We start from the raw sequence: 15,010 nt of genomic DNA, 5'->3' as shown, positions 1-15,010 counted from the left end.
GCGATGTGTCCGGTGGCTGGCGCGCACGCCGCGGACCGGGCGCTGGCAGGCCCCGAGGTTGACAGCGCCGGGCCGGCCTGGTGGCATTGCTTGCTAAGATGCTAAATCTGGTCAGTTCTGCCAGGTTTTACGAAGGAAGCTATGACCGGTGATCTGAAGGTGGCCCCCGCCGCAGGGCAGTACGAATTGAGTCATCTGCGCTCGCTGGAGGCAGAGGCGATCCACATCATTCGCGAGGTGGCCGCAGAGTTCGAGCGGCCGGTGCTGCTGTTTTCCGGCGGCAAGGATTCCATCGTCATGCTGCACCTGGCGCTGCGGGCGTTCCGACCCGGCCGGCTGCCCTTCCCGGTGATGCACGTCGACACCGGACACAACTTCGACGAGGTGATCGCGACCCGCGACGAGTTGGTGGCCGAGCACGGCGTGCGCCTGGTGATCGCCTCGGTCCAGGACGACATCGACGCCGGGCGCGTCGTCGAGCCGCGCCAGGGACGCAACTCGATTCAGACCGTGACATTGCTGCGGGCCATCGGGGAGAACAAGTTCGACGCCGCGTTCGGGGGAGCGCGCCGCGACGAGGAGAAGGCCCGCGCCAAGGAGCGCGTGTTCAGCTTCCGTGACGAATTCGGTCAGTGGGATCCGAAGGCCCAGCGCCCCGAGCTGTGGAACCTCTACAACGGCCGCCATCACAAGGGCGAGCACATTCGGGTGTTCCCGCTGTCCAACTGGACCGAATTCGACATCTGGTCCTACATCGGCGCGGAGAACATCGCGCTGCCGTCGATCTATTACGCGCACCGGCGCAAGGTGTTTCGCCGCGACGGCATGCTGCTGGCGGTCGACCGCAACATGCAGCCGGGCGCGGACGAGCCGGTGTTCGAAGCGACTGTGCGTTTCCGCACCGTTGGGGACGTCACCTGCACGGGCTGCGTGGAATCGCAGGCGGCCACGGTCGACGAGGTCATTGCCGAGACCGCAGTGTCGCGGCTGACCGAACGCGGGGCCACCAGGGCCGACGACCGGATTTCGGAAGCGGGCATGGAAGACCGCAAACGGCAGGGATATTTCTGATGACGACGTTATTGCGCTTGGCCACCGCGGGTTCCGTCGACGACGGCAAGTCCACCCTGATCGGTCGCCTGCTGTATGACTCCAAGGCCGTCATGGAAGACCAGTGGGCCGCGGTGGAGCAGACGTCCAAGGACCGTGGACACGACTACACCGATCTGGCGTTGGTGACCGACGGCCTGCGGGCGGAGCGCGAACAGGGCATCACGATCGACGTCGCCTACCGCTACTTCGCCACTCCCAAGCGGAAATTCATCATCGCCGACACCCCCGGTCACATCCAGTACACCCGCAACATGGTGACCGGCGCATCGACCGCACAGCTGGTGATCGTGCTGGTCGACGCGCGACACGGCCTGCTCGAGCAGTCCCGCCGGCACGCCTTCCTGGCGTCCCTGCTGGGCATCCAGCACATCGTGCTCGCGGTCAACAAGATGGACCTGATCGGTTGGGACAGAGAGAGATTCGAGGCGATCCGGGACGAATTCCACGCCTTCGCCGCCCGCCTGGACGTGCACGACGTGGCCACCATCCCGCTTTCGGCGCTACACGGCGACAACGTGGTGACCAAGTCGGACCACACGCCCTGGTACGAAGGCCCGGCGTTGCTGTCGCACCTCGAAGAGGTGTACATCGCGGGCGACCGCAACATGGTCGACGTGAGGTTCCCGGTTCAATACGTCATCCGTCCGCACACTCGCGAACACCAGGACCACCGCAGCTACGCGGGCACCGTCGCCAGCGGGGTCATGCGTCCCGGCGACGAGGTGGTGGTGCTGCCGGTCGGCAAGCGGACCCGCATCACCGCCATCGAGGGGCCGAACGGCCCGGTGGAAGAAGCCTTTCCGCCGATGGCGGTTTCGCTGACTCTGGCCGACGAGATCGACATCTCGCGCGGCGATCTGATCGCCCGCACGCACAATCAGCCCCGCGTCGCGCAGCAGTTCGATGCGACGGTGTGCTGGATGGCCGACAATGCGGCACTCGAACCCGGGCGCGACTACGTCATCAAGCACACCACCCGCACCACGCACGCCAAGGTGACTGCGCTCGACTACCGGCTGGACGTCAACACGCTGCACCGCGACAAGGCGGCAACGGCGCTGCAGCTCAACGAACTCGGCCGCATCTCGCTGCGCACCCAGGTGCCGCTGCTCCTCGACGAGTACACGCGCAACCCCAGCACCGGGTCGTTCATCCTCATCGACCCGCACACCAACGGCACGGTGGCGGCAGGCATGGTGTTGCGCGACGCATCGGCGCAGGCGGCGAGCCCGAACACCGTGCGGCACAAGTCATCCGCCATCGCCGAGGCCCGGCCCCGGGGCAAGACGGTGTGGTTCACCGGTTTGTCTGGATCCGGCAAGTCGTCGGTGGCCATGCTGGTCGAGCAGAAGCTGCTCGAAAAGGGTTCTCTGGCATACGTTCTCGACGGCGACAACCTGCGGCACGGTTTGAACGCCGACCTGGGCTTCAGCATGGCCGACCGGGCCGAAAACCTGCGCCGGCTGGCCCATGTGGCGGCGCTGCTGGCCGACTGCGGCATCGTCGTGCTGGTGCCGGCGATCAGTCCGCTGGCCGAGCAGCGCGCACTGGCCCGCAATGTGCACGCCGACGCCGGCTTCGATTTCTTCGAGGTCTTCTGTGACACCCCGATCGAGGAATGCGAGGCGCGCGATCCCAAGGGTTTGTACGCCAAGGCGCGCGCGGGGGAGATCAGCCAGTTCACCGGCATCGACAGCCCGTATCAGGCGCCGGTGAACCCCGATCTTCGGCTCACCCCCGACGCCACCGTCGAGGAGCAGGCGCAGCGGGTCGTCGACCTGCTCGAATCACGCGGGTAGCCGCCGGATCAGCCAGGCTGCGCCGAAATCGTGTCGTCGGGTGGCACAATCCTGTGCGTGCGCATGTCGGCGAAGGCGGAATATGCCGTGCGGGCGATGGTTCAGCTTGCCACGGTGCCCGACGGAACGCTGGTGAAGACCGACGATCTGGCCCACGCCCAGGGCATTCCGCCGCAATTCCTCGTCGACATCCTGACCAACCTGCGTACCGACCGGCTGGTGCGAAGCCATCGCGGTCGCGAGGGTGGCTATGAATTGGCCCGTTCGGGCAAAGACATCAGCATCGCCGATGTGCTGCGCTGCATTGACGGACCGCTGGCCAGTGTCCGCGACATCGGGCTCGGCGACTTGCCGTACTCGGGACCGACGGCGGCGCTCACCGATGTCTGGCGCGCGCTGCGCGCCAGCATGCGTTCGGTGCTGGAGGAGACGACGCTGGCCGACGTCGCCTCCGGCGGCCTGCCCAAGCATGTCGTGCAGCTGGCCGACGACTATCGCGAGCAGGAAAGCCGGCGGCACGGCACAGCGCGCACCGGCGACTAGGCGCAGCGGTTGCTCGCTCAGCCCGCCGATCCGTACGGGCTGGTAAGGATCTCCATGGCGTGGCCGGAGGGATCCAGGAAATAGACCCCGCGCCCGCCGTGATTGTGGTTGATCTCGCCGGGACGCTTGGCGCCCGGGTCGGCCCAGTGCTGCAGGCCGCGTGAGCGGATCCTGTCGTAGATGGTGTCGAACTCCTGCTCGGACACCAAGAACGCGTAGTGCTGCCGTGCAATGTCCGCGCCTTCGGGTGCGTCAGCGTAGTCGAGACTCACGCCGTGCTCGAGTTCGAGAACCATGAAGTGGCCGAAGGGCTTTGGGCCGGGCAGACCGAAGAGATCGGCGAGAAACCCGGCGGATTCCTGTTTGTCGCGTGACGCGACGATGGTGTGGTTGAAACTGATGGTCATAGTTCTTTCCAGTCAACCACTCCGATGCCCGGCCCGCCAACGCCGCGCTACTTCGGCGCGGTTAACTCCAAGGCGATGTTGTCGGGGTCGCGGAACTCCAATATGTAGGACGGCCCGATGTCTTTGAGCGGCTCGTGAACGACGCCGAGCTCATCGAGATGCGCTGCCGCCGAATCCAATTCATCTTTGCTGGCGAGGCGGAAGGCGATGTGGTCCAAGCCGACTCGGTCCTCGTCGAAGCGGTCATCGGCGACCGGCCGCAGCCCGAGCAGCGTGCCACCGAGGTCGTAGATGACGCCGCCGTACAGGAAGCTCAACTGGTTGCGGGCGGATTCGTCGGCGTTGTCGGGGACTTCCAATAGCACCGGCCAACCGAACACGCTCTCGTAGAACTGCCGCGACCGCTCGATATCGGTGACGGTCAGTCGGACATGTGCGATGGAACTACTCGTGAACGCCATTCGCCCCATGGTTCCACTGAAAGGCCGCATGGGAAACATGCCAGAATCGCCGTCGTGCGGATTGCGATGACCATGCCGGTGATGGAGCCGGATCTGGACGCGACGGTGCTCGAGACGTGGGCGCGCGCCATCGACGAGGGCCCGTTCTCCTCGCTGTGCTGGGGCGAACGGATCGCCTTCGACAACCCGGACAACTTGACATTGCTGGGAGCGCTGGCCGCCTGGACCAACCGGGTGCGGCTGCTGACGACCGTCATCGTGCCGCAGCTGCACGATCCCGTGCTGCTCGCCAAGGGGCTGGCGACCGGGGATCTGCTCAGCGGCGGCCGGTTGACCGTGGGCATCGGGGTGGGCGGCCGGCACGAGGACTACCACGCCGTGAGTGCCGATCCGGCAACCCAGACGATGCGCGGCATGGCCGAACGCGTGGCGGTGATGAGGCGCGTGTGGGCCGGGGAGAAGACCTCCGACTCGGTGCTGCCCGTCGGGCCTGCGCCGGTGCAGCCCGGCGGTCCGCCGTTGTTCGTCGGCAGCATCGGACCGAAAACCATCCGCAGTGCGGCCGCGTGGGCCGACGGGCTGGCCGGCACCACCCTCGACCTCGACGTCGCCAAGCAGAACGAGCTGTTCGACGTCACCCGGGACGCCTGGGCCCGGGCCGGCAAGCCCAAACCCCACCTGATCACGTCGTTCTGGTTCGCGTTCGGGTCACCCGAAAAATCCCGCGCCCAGATCCACCGTCATCTGCGCCGCTACATGAACTGGATTCCGGCCGAATACGTCGACGCGATGGCGCCGGCGACGGGCTGGGCCGGCAGCGAAGACGAGCTGCTGGCCGTGCTGCGGGGCTTCGAGGAGATCGGCACCGACGAGGTACAGCTCATCCCGACGAGCTCGGACGTCGATCAGCTTCGTCGCGCAGCGGACGTTGCCGCACGGCTGTAGTCGCCGTCGCTTCGCCGGCCGAACCGCCAAGCCTCAGGTCGCCGCCTTATCCGTCCGGCGCTCGTCGTTCGCGGCAGGCTCCTCCTGGGGTGGCTGCCCCTTGCGCAGCGTCTCCAGCAGCTCGCGGTACGGCCCCACCAGGTAGACGGTGTCGCCGCCGCGAAGCCACGCGTCCCGGCGTGGGTGCAGCTCGAGGGGCGTGTCCCGGCGGGTGATCGCGATGACACGGGTCTGGGTGGACATCTCGAACATCCGCAACCCGTCTAGTTCGCTACCGGCCGCCACGTGCATGGCGCCGACCATGAACGAACGCTGGCCGACCGAGAACGTGCCCAGCACCTGCAGGCCCATCGCGGCTCCGATGAACCAGGGCGCGGCCAGGTCGACGGTCGAGCGAACGTTCTCGAAACCGAACCGCTTGGCCACCGCGTCGCCGAGGGTGCGGTCATAGATTCGCAGCACGATCGGCACGTCGGGCCGGTTGACCTCGGGCATCACCCGGGGACCGAGCATCTCGCGCAGCACGATTCCGGTCTCGATGTTGACCATGTCGTCCTGGGTCAGCACCGCGACGGCGCGGGCGCGGTCGACGCGGGCCGCCTCCAGCGTCTGGCGCAGCGTCGCGTCCCCGAAGATCACCGGCACGTCGAGTTCGTCCGCGGTCGACAGGAACCGGTTGTTCTCGTCGCGCTCGATCACCGCGACGTCGTACCCGGCGGCGGTCAGGTCGCCGACGACGCGGCTGCCGAACGAGCCCAGCCCGACCACGATGATGTGGTCGCGCAAATGGCGTGCCCGCCGTTCCCCGGCCGACTGCAGGAAGCGGCGTGACAGCAGCAGGTCCGCCAAGAACGCGACGAGCAGCGCGGTGGTTGTCACGCCGGCGAACATCAAGGCGACGGCGAATATCCGCAACCACGCCGACTGGTGGGCGAAGCCGAATTCGCCATAACCCACGGTGGTGATGGTCTCCGCGGTGAAATACAGCGCGTCCAGCCAGGACAGGCGCGGCCTGGTGTAGGAGAAGTGCACGACCACGGTCGACGCGAGCAACAGGGTGATCGCGAGCAGGATCGCGGGGAACAGCATGGGATTGACGTCGTCGCGCATCGCCCGCGCCGCGTCCGAGAGTCGCCGCATCCACGATTGGCGAGAGCGTGTCGCGCTCGGCCGGGGCGTCTTTATCCCGCGCGCGGCCAGCTCATCGGCGCTGCCGATCATGGCCGTCCAGTCACCGGCACGCACCTCATGGTCTCGCCCCGGGCATGGCACCACCTCGGCGGGCGTAGCGGAGTTTTCGCCGTGGATCACGGCTACCGGTGCCAGGTCGCCGTAGATCTCGCGAAGCGTCGCGTCGCGGGGCGCCTCGGCTCCCGACACCAGAAATTCGATCCCGGCCGCCTCGACGGGGTGCGTGTGGCTTGACAGGCAGGCCTCGACGACCGACGGTGCCGCGAGATCGGCGACGTCCAGAATGGCGCCAGGACCGTTGTCGGCGGCCACCGCTGCACGCAGCACGTCGTTGCCCAGGCGGGCGACCACGCGCACGTTCGGGTTCGTTTTCCTTGCCAGCAAGGCGATTTCGAGATTCTTCGCGTCATCAGCACCCGCGCACACGATCGCGCTCGCGCGGGCAAGATCGGCACCGCTGAGCTCCTCGCTGTGCAGCTTGACGATCGTGGCGCCCGCGCGGTTCAGTTCCTCGGCGATCGTGGTCGCGAGCACGTCGTCGCCGCTGACGATGATGTGGCGGCGCGTGCTCATATGCGTTCCGCCGCGACGACCCCGGCACGATCGCGGTCGTTCCAGCATGGTGAGTCGTCACGCATAAACCCCACCTCTGATGACATCGGCGCTCACTTGTTGTTACGACTATCGGGCACTATGCCCACTGACGCCAGCGCGACATGTCCTCAAACGTGAAGATGGTTCGCCGAGGAGGTCCATCACGCGGTAAATGCGCTGAAGTCGACGAAGGGGTCGGCTGAATTCTCAAGCCCGTCAACCTCACTTAAGATCACGACATTCTGTGCTTCGCCTTCGAGCGCGCGAAGTCCAACGGGAGGCCACGACACTGACTACGACCCGCTCCTATGACCGCTAGCTGGCCGGGCCCGAGTTGGCCCAACCCCTTCGACCCCGGCGCGCCGCCGCCTCCGCCGCCGGGCCCACCGCCCCCGCACCCGCCATCGGATGAAGTGAACACGCTGGCGACGCTGTCGGTGGTGTTCGCATTTCTGCTGGCTCCGGTCGGAGTGGTGTTGGGGCACTTCGCCCTTAGGGATATCCGCCGGCGCGGTGACCGCGGCCGCAATCGCGCACTGGTCGGACTGACGCTGTCGTACGCGTTCACCGTGCTCGCCGTCGTCGCACTGGTGTTGTGGGCGACCCTCGGCAACCATCACGCCGGACAGCCGACGGCGCACTCCGGGGGAACCACCGCCGGGGGCGCGGTGAAGCCGAGTGCCACCACGGCCGCACCGCCGGAACCGTCGGTGACGCCCGAGGGCCTGCAATCGCTGGTGCTCACCGGCGAAGACGTCGCGGGCCTCATCAAGGCGCCCGGCATGTACGTCAACAAGACGTGGACCCAGACGCACGAGCTGCAGCCCGGCGACAGCTTTGTCCCCCCGGAATGCACCGAAGCGGTATTCAACGGCTTGACGGCGTCTTATCGCGACAGCGCTTATCGTGCGATCTACGGCGTGGACCTGGGTCAGCACACCAATGGTTTCCCGCACGGGGTCTCGGAGTTCGTCGCGACATTCGACAATGCCGCGGCCGCAAAGAGTTTCGTCACCGGCGCGGTCAATCACATCAACAGCTGCGCCGGAAGACAATTGACGTACTCGCACGGCGGCGTGTCCGGTATCTACAGCGTCGGAAACCCGGTGCAAATTGGGCCGGTGACATCGGTGCGCAGCACCCTGGGGGCCGTGCAGGACAATGGGCGGACCACCGACGTCGGCAACCAGCACACCAGCGCGCTGCGCGCCGTGGCGGCCAAGGCCAACGTCGTGGTCGACGTCGATGTCATCGGACGCGATCTCGGCGACGACGCCACCACCCTGGTGCAGGCCATCCTCGGCCGAATTCCGAGTTGAGCTCTCGGGCAACGAAATCGGCGAGCCTCGATCTATAGGACCTGGATGTCCGCGGGTGACCAGAACGCTCGCATCGACGTGATCTTGGCGTCCCCCATACTGGCGTCGTGACTTTCATCGAACGCCTCGCGAGCCGTGAGATCTATCGGAACGCGTGGATGGTGCTGCGAGAAGATGACATCCGTCGCGCCGACGGCAGCGTGGGCATCTACAGCGTCGTCGACAAGCCGGCCTACGCGCTCGTCATGCCCTACGACGGGCAGCGCTTCCGTCTGGTCGAGCAGTTTCGCTATCCCCTCGATGAGCGGCGCTGGGAGTTTCCGCAAGGCACCGCTCCCGATCTGGCCCACGCCGAACCGGCCGAACTGGCCGAACGCGAGTTACGCGAGGAAACCGGGTTGCGCGCAACGTCCTTCGAAGCGCTCGGCCAGCTCGACGTCGCCCCGGGAATGACCAGTCAACGCGGCTGGGTCTTCTTGGCGACGGGTATCGCCGAAGGAGAAGCCGACCGAGAGCTCGAGGAGCAGGACATGCGCAGTGCGTGGTTTTCGCGTGCAGAGGTCGAGCAGATGATTCGCGGGGGAGTCATCGCCGACGCGCAGTCGGTCGCCGCCTACGGGTTGTTTCTCCTGCGGGGGTGATGAATCCCGCGAGGACACCGTGATCGTGTCCGCGCCGAGATCGCGCCGCGTCATCGAACGCCCACCATTGACGCAATGCGGCCGGGGTTTCGGGTAGTTGCGATGGTTGCCGCCGTCGCCGCGTTGGTCGTCGGAGCACCCGGCGGGTGGGCGAATGCCCTGTCGGCATCGTGGAACGGGAAATACTCGCTGGTGCGGTATGCGGTGAGTAAATCCGGCACCAGCGTCGCCGCCAAACAAGCCGAACCGACCTTCAGCGCGGATTACGTGTTCGTCACCGCATGCTCGTCGGGTACATGCGTGGCCACCGCTACCAACGGCCCCACGCCGAAGAACCCGACGCTGCCCCAGCCGTCGCACTACGTCTGGGACGGAGCCAAGTGGGTCGAGCGCTTCGACTTCCAGTGGGATTGCTATATGGGCGAAGGCGTTCCGAAGGTGTGGGCACCGGCGAGGTCGTGGGCCTTTTACGCACCGCAGCCCGATGGGTCGCTACGCGGAACATGGCACACGGACATCATCAGCGGTCCCTGCCAGGGGAGCGTCGAAATGCCGGTGGCGGCGTTCGCCGCCGGGCCGGCATGACGGAGCCGCCTCGATCAGTCCGGCGGCGCCGGGGTCATCGAGGCGATGTAATACGTTTCGTGCCCGGTCGGGTAGCCGCCGCCGCCGGTGGCGATGTGAACATGGTCGTAATGGTCGGCGGTCTCTGAGCCCAGGTCCGCCATCCAGTTCCCGCCGCCGACGCCCGGGTAGATCTTCTGCCGCCAGATCACGTGGTTGATGCTCCAGCGTTTTGCGTTCGCCAAGGCGTAGCCGGCGATCTGGTTGCCGAGCTCGATGCCCTCGGGGCTACGGAAGTTCGGGATCATCACGTCGATCGCCAGCCCGTTGGGATGCCACGGCAACGGGTCCTCACGGTATCCGCCGATGGTTTTGATCTGAGGAAAGAGCACGCTGATGACGCGGGCCGCCCAAATGGTCTTGACCTGCAACCGTTCCTCGGACGCGACGCCGCGCGGCAAGGCGAGCTGAAATTGCGTGCCTGCGGAAGGCGCGGGGGGTGCCATCGCCGTCAAGGCCTCTACCTCGGCCGGGGTGGCGGCGCGCGGCGCGCCGGGGGGTGGCGGAGCCGCCACCGCGCTGGTGCTGGGAGCCGCTGCGGGGGTCTCGACGCAGCACCGTGGCTTGGTGCCCTGCGCGTGGATCATCGCGGCGGAGACGACGAGCGAAGCCGCGATCGCCAGCCATCGCCAGCGGCCCTTAGCGAACACCTTCGCCCCCACGACCAGCAGCTTAGTGTCGTTTGTGACGCGTGGGGTGCGTTTTTCGGATTGCTTGTCCACTATCGGGCGCAGGCACCACAATGGCAGCATGGCCGAGCGATCGTTTGACGACGCAAATGCCTTCCATCGAGCGATGCGCCGCTTCGCCTCCACGACCGTGGGTGTGGCGCTGCTTCGCCCGACCGCGCACCACCTCGACCGCCTCATCACCAAGGCCACCGGTGGTAGGCGCAGCTTCGCAGAGGTCGCGACCGGGGTCCCCGTCGTCATGCTCACCACCACGGGCGCCAAAACCGGGGAACCACGCACCGTCGCCGTCTACGGCATCCCGCATCCGGACGGCGTGGGCCTCATCGCCTCCAACTTCGGTGGCAGCAGGCATCCGGCCTGGTACCACAATCTGAAAGCCCATCCGCAAGCGACCGTCACCATCGGCCGCGATACCTGGCCTGCCACCGCACGGCTCGCGACGCCACGCGAGCGCGACGAGATCTGGGCCAAAGGGGTCGAGATGTATCCGGGCTGGCGGAAGTACGAAGCGCGGGCCAAAGATCGACGCATCGAGGCGTTCGTGCTGGCACGAAGCTGAAGTGACGGGCGGCAAACCCGGTTTTTGCACAGCCGCTATACGTGTGTCTAAGAAGCATTCCGAATAAGTCACGAAAAAAACACGGCCAGCGAGTCTGGCGATATATGTCCTTACAGTTAGCGAATGAACGTTACGAAAATGGCGATGACGGGCGCTCTAGGGTTCGCGACCGTGATTTCAGCGGCGTCCATAGCATCCGGTTATCCCCACCAGGAGATGCCCACTTTGCTTATGCTGGGTTTCTTCGGCATCCCGACAACTTCGACATGCTACGACAAAGCATGCCAATCACCTTTAGACAGCAATCCGGACGAATCGGCGAGCCTGCGCGCTGAGTCGGTGGCGATCGGCCCAACGCCATGACGGTGTTGTTCGCGACGGAGTGGCCCACGGAGGTATGGGCCGTCGAGCACACCAATATCCGCAACGAGCGGGTGGTAGAGGTCATGGAGGATTTGCATGCCGCCCAACGGTTCATCGACAAGGTGGACAGGAACTATTGGGCGGAGCCAGTACTTCTGCACAGCAGGGTGAACTTCTTCCCCTGCACGCCCGATCGCAACGGTTCAGACCATATCGACGAGGAACCCAAACCCGCCAAGCGGCAATGGTCGCTTTTCAAATCGGCGGTTAGCATTAAGCGCAGATATTCACGCCATACCGGGGACTACGCGAATATCCCCAAATGACGTGAGGAATGTGCCAGCGGCCGCATCCGAATTTCGCTTATGAAATCCGGATCGCGCATGTGTCGTCGAATTAGCTCGGCGAAAACGGCCGAGCAGGACCGGTGATCACAATCTGGGAGTAACGGCACCGCGTTGCGCGGACTTGTGCCCGTACTGGTCAGATGGTGCCCCCGGCAGGATTCGAACCTGCGGCCTTCTGCTCCGGAGGCAGACGCTCTATCCCCTGAGCTACGGGGGCGCACCGACATACCTGTTGCGCCATGGGGCTTTCGAACAAGCACGGACAGACTAACGCATTGAACTTCCCGCCCTGCCACCGCAATGGATTCGGGGCGGGGGCACCCCAGCCAATAGGATGAACGTTCGTGACCCCCGCTGACCTCGCTGAGCTGCTCAAGACCACCGCCGCCGCGGTGTTGGTTGAGCGCGGGCTGGATGCCGCCTCGCTGCCGCAGACGGTCACGGTGGAGCGGCCCCGCAATCCCGAGCACGGCGATTACGCCAGCAACCTGGCGCTGCAGCTGGGCAAAAAGGTCGGCGCCAACCCCCGCGAACTGGCCGGATGGCTCGCCGAGGCGCTGTCGCGGGCCGCCGGCATCGCGTCGGCGGAGGTCGCCGGACCCGGCTTCATCAACCTGCGCCTCGAGGCATCGGCGCAAGCCGTCGTCGTCACCAACGTCATCGACGCGGGCGACCGTTTCGGCCACTCCGACGCGCTGGCCGGCCGCCACATCAACTTGGAATTCGTGTCGGCGAACCCCACCGGGCCGATCCACATCGGCGGCACCCGCTGGGCCGCCGTCGGCGACGCGTTGGGCCGGCTGTTGTCCACCCAGGGCGCCGACGTGGTGCGCGAATACTATTTCAACGATCACGGCGCCCAGATCGACCGGTTCGCCAGCTCGCTGATCGCCGCGGCCAAGGGCGAGCCCACACCCGAAGACGGCTACGCCGGCGCCTACATCAACGACATCGCCGCCCAGGTGCTGCAAAAGGCGCCGGAGGCGCTGAGTCTGCCCGACGACGAGATGCGGGAGACCTTCCGCGAAATCGGTGTCGATCTGATGTTCAGCCATATCAAAGAGTCGTTGCACGAGTTCGGCACCGACTTCGACATCTACACCCACGAAGACTCGATGCACACCAGCGGTCGGGTCGACCAGGCCATCGCCAGGCTGCGCGAGACGGGCAACATCTACGAGAAGGACGGCGCAACATGGTTGCGCACCAGCGCCTTTGGTGATGATAAGGACCGCGTCGTCATCAAAAGCGATGGCAAGCCGGCCTATATCGCGGGCGACATCGCCTACTACCTGGACAAGCGGCAGCGCGGCTTCGACCTGGCCATCTACATGCTGGGAGCCGACCACCACGGCTACATCGCCCGGCTCAAGGCCGTGGCGGCGGCCTTCGGCGACGACCCGGCTCACGTCGAGGTGCTCATCGGCCAGATGGTCAACCTGGTCCGCGACGGCCAGCCGGTCCGGATGAGCAAGCGGGCCGGAACCGTGATCACGCTGGACGACCTCGTCGAGGCGATCGGCGTCGATGCCGCGCGCTACAGCCTGATCCGTTCCTCGGTGGACACCCCCATCGACATCGACCTGGCGCTGTGGTCCTCGGCGTCGAATGAAAACCCGGTCTATTACGTGCAATACGCGCATGCCCGGCTCTCGGCACTGGCCCGCAACGCCGCCGAACTCGGGCTGATCCCCGACACTGCGCACCTCGAGGTGCTCAGCCACGACAAAGAGGGGACGCTGCTGCGCACCATCGGCGAATTCCCCCGGGTGCTCGACACGGCGGCGACGCTGCGCGAACCCCACCGGGTGTGCCGGTACTTGGAAGACCTCGCCGGCGACTACCACCGGTTCTACGACTCGTGCCGGGTCTTGCCGCAGGGCGACGAGCAGCCGACCGATCTGCACACCGCGCGCCTGGCGCTGTGCCAGGCGACCCGCCAGGTGATCGCCAACGGGCTGGCGATACTGGGCGTCACCGCCCCGGAGCGAATGTGAACGTTCACCCCGCCGGTCCTCGGCACGCCGAAGAGACCCGCCACGCCGAAAGCCCACTGCGCCCGCAATCCCCCGAGGAGTTGCTGCTGCTGGCGCCGAACGTGTGGCCCCGCAACGTCGCTCGCGACGAAGCCGGAATCGCCAGCATCGCGGGGGTCACGGTGACCGACCTCGCCCAGGAGTACGGTACCCCGCTGTTCGTCGTCGACGAGGACGACTTCCGTTCCCGCTGTAAAGAAATCGCGTCGGCCTTCGGTGGCGGCGAAAACGTCCACTATGCCGCCAAGGCGTTCCTGTGCACCGAAATAGCGCGCTGGATCGACGAAGAAGGCCTGTCACTCGACGTGTGCACCGGCGGTGAACTGGCTGTCGCGCTGCACGCTGACTTCCCGCCTGAGCGAATCACCTTCCACGGCAACAATAAATCCATTGCCGAGCTGACGGCAGCGGTCAAAGCCGGTGTCGGCCACGTCGTGTTGGACTCGATGGTTGAGATCGAGCGGCTCGATGCCATCGCGGGGGAGGCGGGCGTCGTCCAGGATGTCTTCGTCCGTCTCACGGTCGGTGTCGAGGCGCACACCCATGAGTTCATCTCCACCGCGCACGAGGACCAGAAGTTCGGCCTGTCGTTGGCGAGCGGTGCGGCTTTGGACGCCGTCGGCAGCGTATTCGAAACGCAGCACCTGCGGCTGGTGGGTCTGCACAGCCATATCGGCTCGCAGATTTTCGACGTCGCCGGCTTCGAACTCGCCGCGCGCCGGGTCATCGGTCTGCTGCACCAGGCCGTCGAAAAATTCGGTGTCGAGAAGACCACGCAGATCTCCACCGTGGATCTGGGTGGCGGACTGGGCATTTCCTACCTCGCCGCCGACGATCCGCCGCCGATGGGCGAGCTGGCCGCCAAGCTGAGCGAGATCGTGCGCAACGAGTCGGCGGCGGTCGGGCTGCCGACCCCGCGGCTGGTGGTGGAGCCGGGGCGCGCCATCGCCGGGCCCGGCACCATCACGCTCTACGAGGTGGGCACCGTCAAGGACGTCGACGTGAGCGCCACCGCGAACCGCCGCTACGTCAGCGTCGACGGCGGCATGAGCGACAACATCCGGACCGCACTCTATGACGCGCAGTACGACGCCCGTCTGGTCTCGCGGCTCAGCGATACACCGGCCGAGCTGGCTCGCATCGTCGGAAAGCATTGCGAGAGCGGCGATATCGTGGTGCGCGACACCTGGGTCCCCGGGGATCTGCGACCGGGCGACCTGATCGGGGTGGCCGCCACCGGTGCTTACTGTTATTCCTTGTCGAGTCGTTACAACATGATCTGCCGCCCCGCGGTCGTCGCAGTGCGCGACGGGCGCGCGCGTCTGGTCCTGCGCCGTGAGACGGTCGACGATCTATTGAGTCTGGAAGTGAGGTGA

At 66.1% G+C, this 15,010-nt stretch carries 16 protein-coding genes and 1 tRNA gene; 12 read left to right on the top strand and 5 right to left on the bottom strand.

What is annotated here, in order from left to right:
- Window positions 1-141 precede the first annotated feature (141 nt).
- The 3 genes from cysD to AC5Y7E_RS18845 are packed head-to-tail and all read left to right on the top strand — an operon-like array spanning window position 142 to window position 3,455.
- A complete protein-coding gene (gene cysD, locus AC5Y7E_RS18855) occupies window positions 142-1,071 on the top strand; it encodes a sulfate adenylyltransferase subunit CysD (RefSeq protein WP_499921195.1) in 930 nt (309 codons plus the stop codon).
- Window positions 1,071-2,912 (top strand): adenylyl-sulfate kinase, encoded by a 1,842-nt coding sequence (cysC, locus tag AC5Y7E_RS18850; RefSeq protein WP_499921197.1) that lies wholly within the window; start codon window positions 1,071-1,073, stop codon window positions 2,910-2,912. Before cysD ends, cysC begins: the two co-directional genes overlap by 1 nt.
- A gap of 57 nt (window positions 2,913-2,969) precedes the next feature.
- Window positions 2,970-3,455 carry an Rrf2 family transcriptional regulator gene (locus AC5Y7E_RS18845; RefSeq protein WP_499921199.1) on the top strand — a complete coding sequence of 162 codons (486 nt, stop codon included), beginning with the start codon at window positions 2,970-2,972 and terminating at the stop codon, window positions 3,453-3,455.
- Window positions 3,456-3,472: 17 nt separating this feature from the next.
- Here AC5Y7E_RS18845 and AC5Y7E_RS18840 read toward each other — a convergent pair whose 3' ends face one another.
- The gene (locus tag AC5Y7E_RS18840; protein ID WP_499921201.1) at window positions 3,473-3,862 is read right to left on the bottom strand and encodes a VOC family protein; all 390 of its coding nucleotides are present in this window, start codon (window positions 3,860-3,862) and stop codon (window positions 3,473-3,475) included.
- 47 nt (window positions 3,863-3,909) lie between these two features.
- Window positions 3,910-4,323 (bottom strand): VOC family protein, encoded by a 414-nt coding sequence (locus tag AC5Y7E_RS18835; protein ID WP_499921203.1) that lies wholly within the window; start codon window positions 4,321-4,323, stop codon window positions 3,910-3,912.
- A 66-nt stretch (window positions 4,324-4,389) separates the two neighbouring features.
- Here AC5Y7E_RS18835 and AC5Y7E_RS18830 point away from each other — a divergent pair, with 66 nt between their 5' ends.
- Complete coding sequence (locus AC5Y7E_RS18830; protein WP_499921388.1) at window positions 4,390-5,268, top strand: LLM class flavin-dependent oxidoreductase; 879 nt, start codon at window positions 4,390-4,392, stop codon at window positions 5,266-5,268.
- Between the two features lie 33 nt (window positions 5,269-5,301).
- Here AC5Y7E_RS18830 and AC5Y7E_RS18825 read toward each other — a convergent pair whose 3' ends face one another.
- The gene (locus AC5Y7E_RS18825; RefSeq protein WP_499921205.1) at window positions 5,302-7,032 is read right to left on the bottom strand and encodes an NAD-binding protein; all 1,731 of its coding nucleotides are present in this window, start codon (window positions 7,030-7,032) and stop codon (window positions 5,302-5,304) included.
- Between the two features lie 329 nt (window positions 7,033-7,361).
- Here AC5Y7E_RS18825 and AC5Y7E_RS18820 point away from each other — a divergent pair, with 329 nt between their 5' ends.
- The 3 genes from AC5Y7E_RS18820 (at window position 7,362) to AC5Y7E_RS18810 (ending at window position 9,598) form a co-directional block, all read left to right on the top strand.
- Window positions 7,362-8,372: a sensor domain-containing protein gene (locus AC5Y7E_RS18820; RefSeq protein ID WP_499921207.1), complete on the top strand. Its 1,011-nt coding sequence runs from the start codon at window positions 7,362-7,364 to the stop codon at window positions 8,370-8,372.
- Between the two features lie 158 nt (window positions 8,373-8,530).
- Window positions 8,531-9,013: an NUDIX domain-containing protein gene (locus AC5Y7E_RS18815; RefSeq protein WP_499921390.1), complete on the top strand. Its 483-nt coding sequence runs from the start codon at window positions 8,531-8,533 to the stop codon at window positions 9,011-9,013.
- 75 nt (window positions 9,014-9,088) lie between these two features.
- Entirely contained in the window at window positions 9,089-9,598 is a 510-nt protein-coding gene (locus tag AC5Y7E_RS18810; protein ID WP_499921209.1) for an Rv2253 family sensor-like surface protein, read from the top strand.
- A gap of 14 nt (window positions 9,599-9,612) precedes the next feature.
- Here AC5Y7E_RS18810 and AC5Y7E_RS18805 read toward each other — a convergent pair whose 3' ends face one another.
- Window positions 9,613-10,287, bottom strand: a complete 675-nt coding sequence (locus AC5Y7E_RS18805; RefSeq protein ID WP_499921392.1) for a VldE C-terminal domain-containing protein — start codon at window positions 10,285-10,287, stop codon at window positions 9,613-9,615.
- 100 nt (window positions 10,288-10,387) lie between these two features.
- Here AC5Y7E_RS18805 and AC5Y7E_RS18800 point away from each other — a divergent pair, with 100 nt between their 5' ends.
- The 3 genes from AC5Y7E_RS18800 (at window position 10,388) to AC5Y7E_RS18790 (ending at window position 11,577) form a co-directional block, all read left to right on the top strand.
- On the top strand, window positions 10,388-10,888 hold the full coding sequence (locus tag AC5Y7E_RS18800) for a nitroreductase family deazaflavin-dependent oxidoreductase (RefSeq protein ID WP_499921211.1): 501 nt from the start codon (window positions 10,388-10,390) through the stop codon (window positions 10,886-10,888).
- Between the two features lie 123 nt (window positions 10,889-11,011).
- On the top strand, window positions 11,012-11,251 hold the full coding sequence (locus tag AC5Y7E_RS18795; protein ID WP_499921213.1) for a hypothetical protein: 240 nt from the start codon (window positions 11,012-11,014) through the stop codon (window positions 11,249-11,251).
- Window positions 11,248-11,577 (top strand): hypothetical protein, encoded by a 330-nt coding sequence (locus tag AC5Y7E_RS18790; RefSeq protein ID WP_499921215.1) that lies wholly within the window; start codon window positions 11,248-11,250, stop codon window positions 11,575-11,577. The genes AC5Y7E_RS18795 and AC5Y7E_RS18790 overlap by 4 nt, the downstream gene beginning before the upstream one ends.
- Before the next feature lie 162 nt (window positions 11,578-11,739).
- On the opposite strand, the gene AC5Y7E_RS18785 is transcribed toward AC5Y7E_RS18790, so the two are convergent.
- Window positions 11,740-11,815, bottom strand: a tRNA-Arg gene (locus AC5Y7E_RS18785).
- Between the two features lie 127 nt (window positions 11,816-11,942).
- Between AC5Y7E_RS18785 and argS the strand changes: the two genes are divergently transcribed.
- Together argS and lysA are read left to right on the top strand one after the other, a co-directional pair.
- A complete protein-coding gene (gene argS / locus AC5Y7E_RS18780; protein ID WP_499950282.1) occupies window positions 11,943-13,595 on the top strand; it encodes an arginine--tRNA ligase in 1,653 nt (550 codons plus the stop codon).
- 56 nt (window positions 13,596-13,651) lie between these two features.
- Window positions 13,652-15,010 (top strand): diaminopimelate decarboxylase, encoded by a 1,359-nt coding sequence (gene lysA / locus AC5Y7E_RS18775; protein ID WP_499950322.1) that lies wholly within the window; start codon window positions 13,652-13,654, stop codon window positions 15,008-15,010.

The organism is Mycobacterium sp. NGS17, from assembly GCF_059813205.1.
The sequence above is the reverse complement of the archived record's forward strand: the minus strand, read 5'-3'. Positions and strand labels throughout refer to the sequence as shown.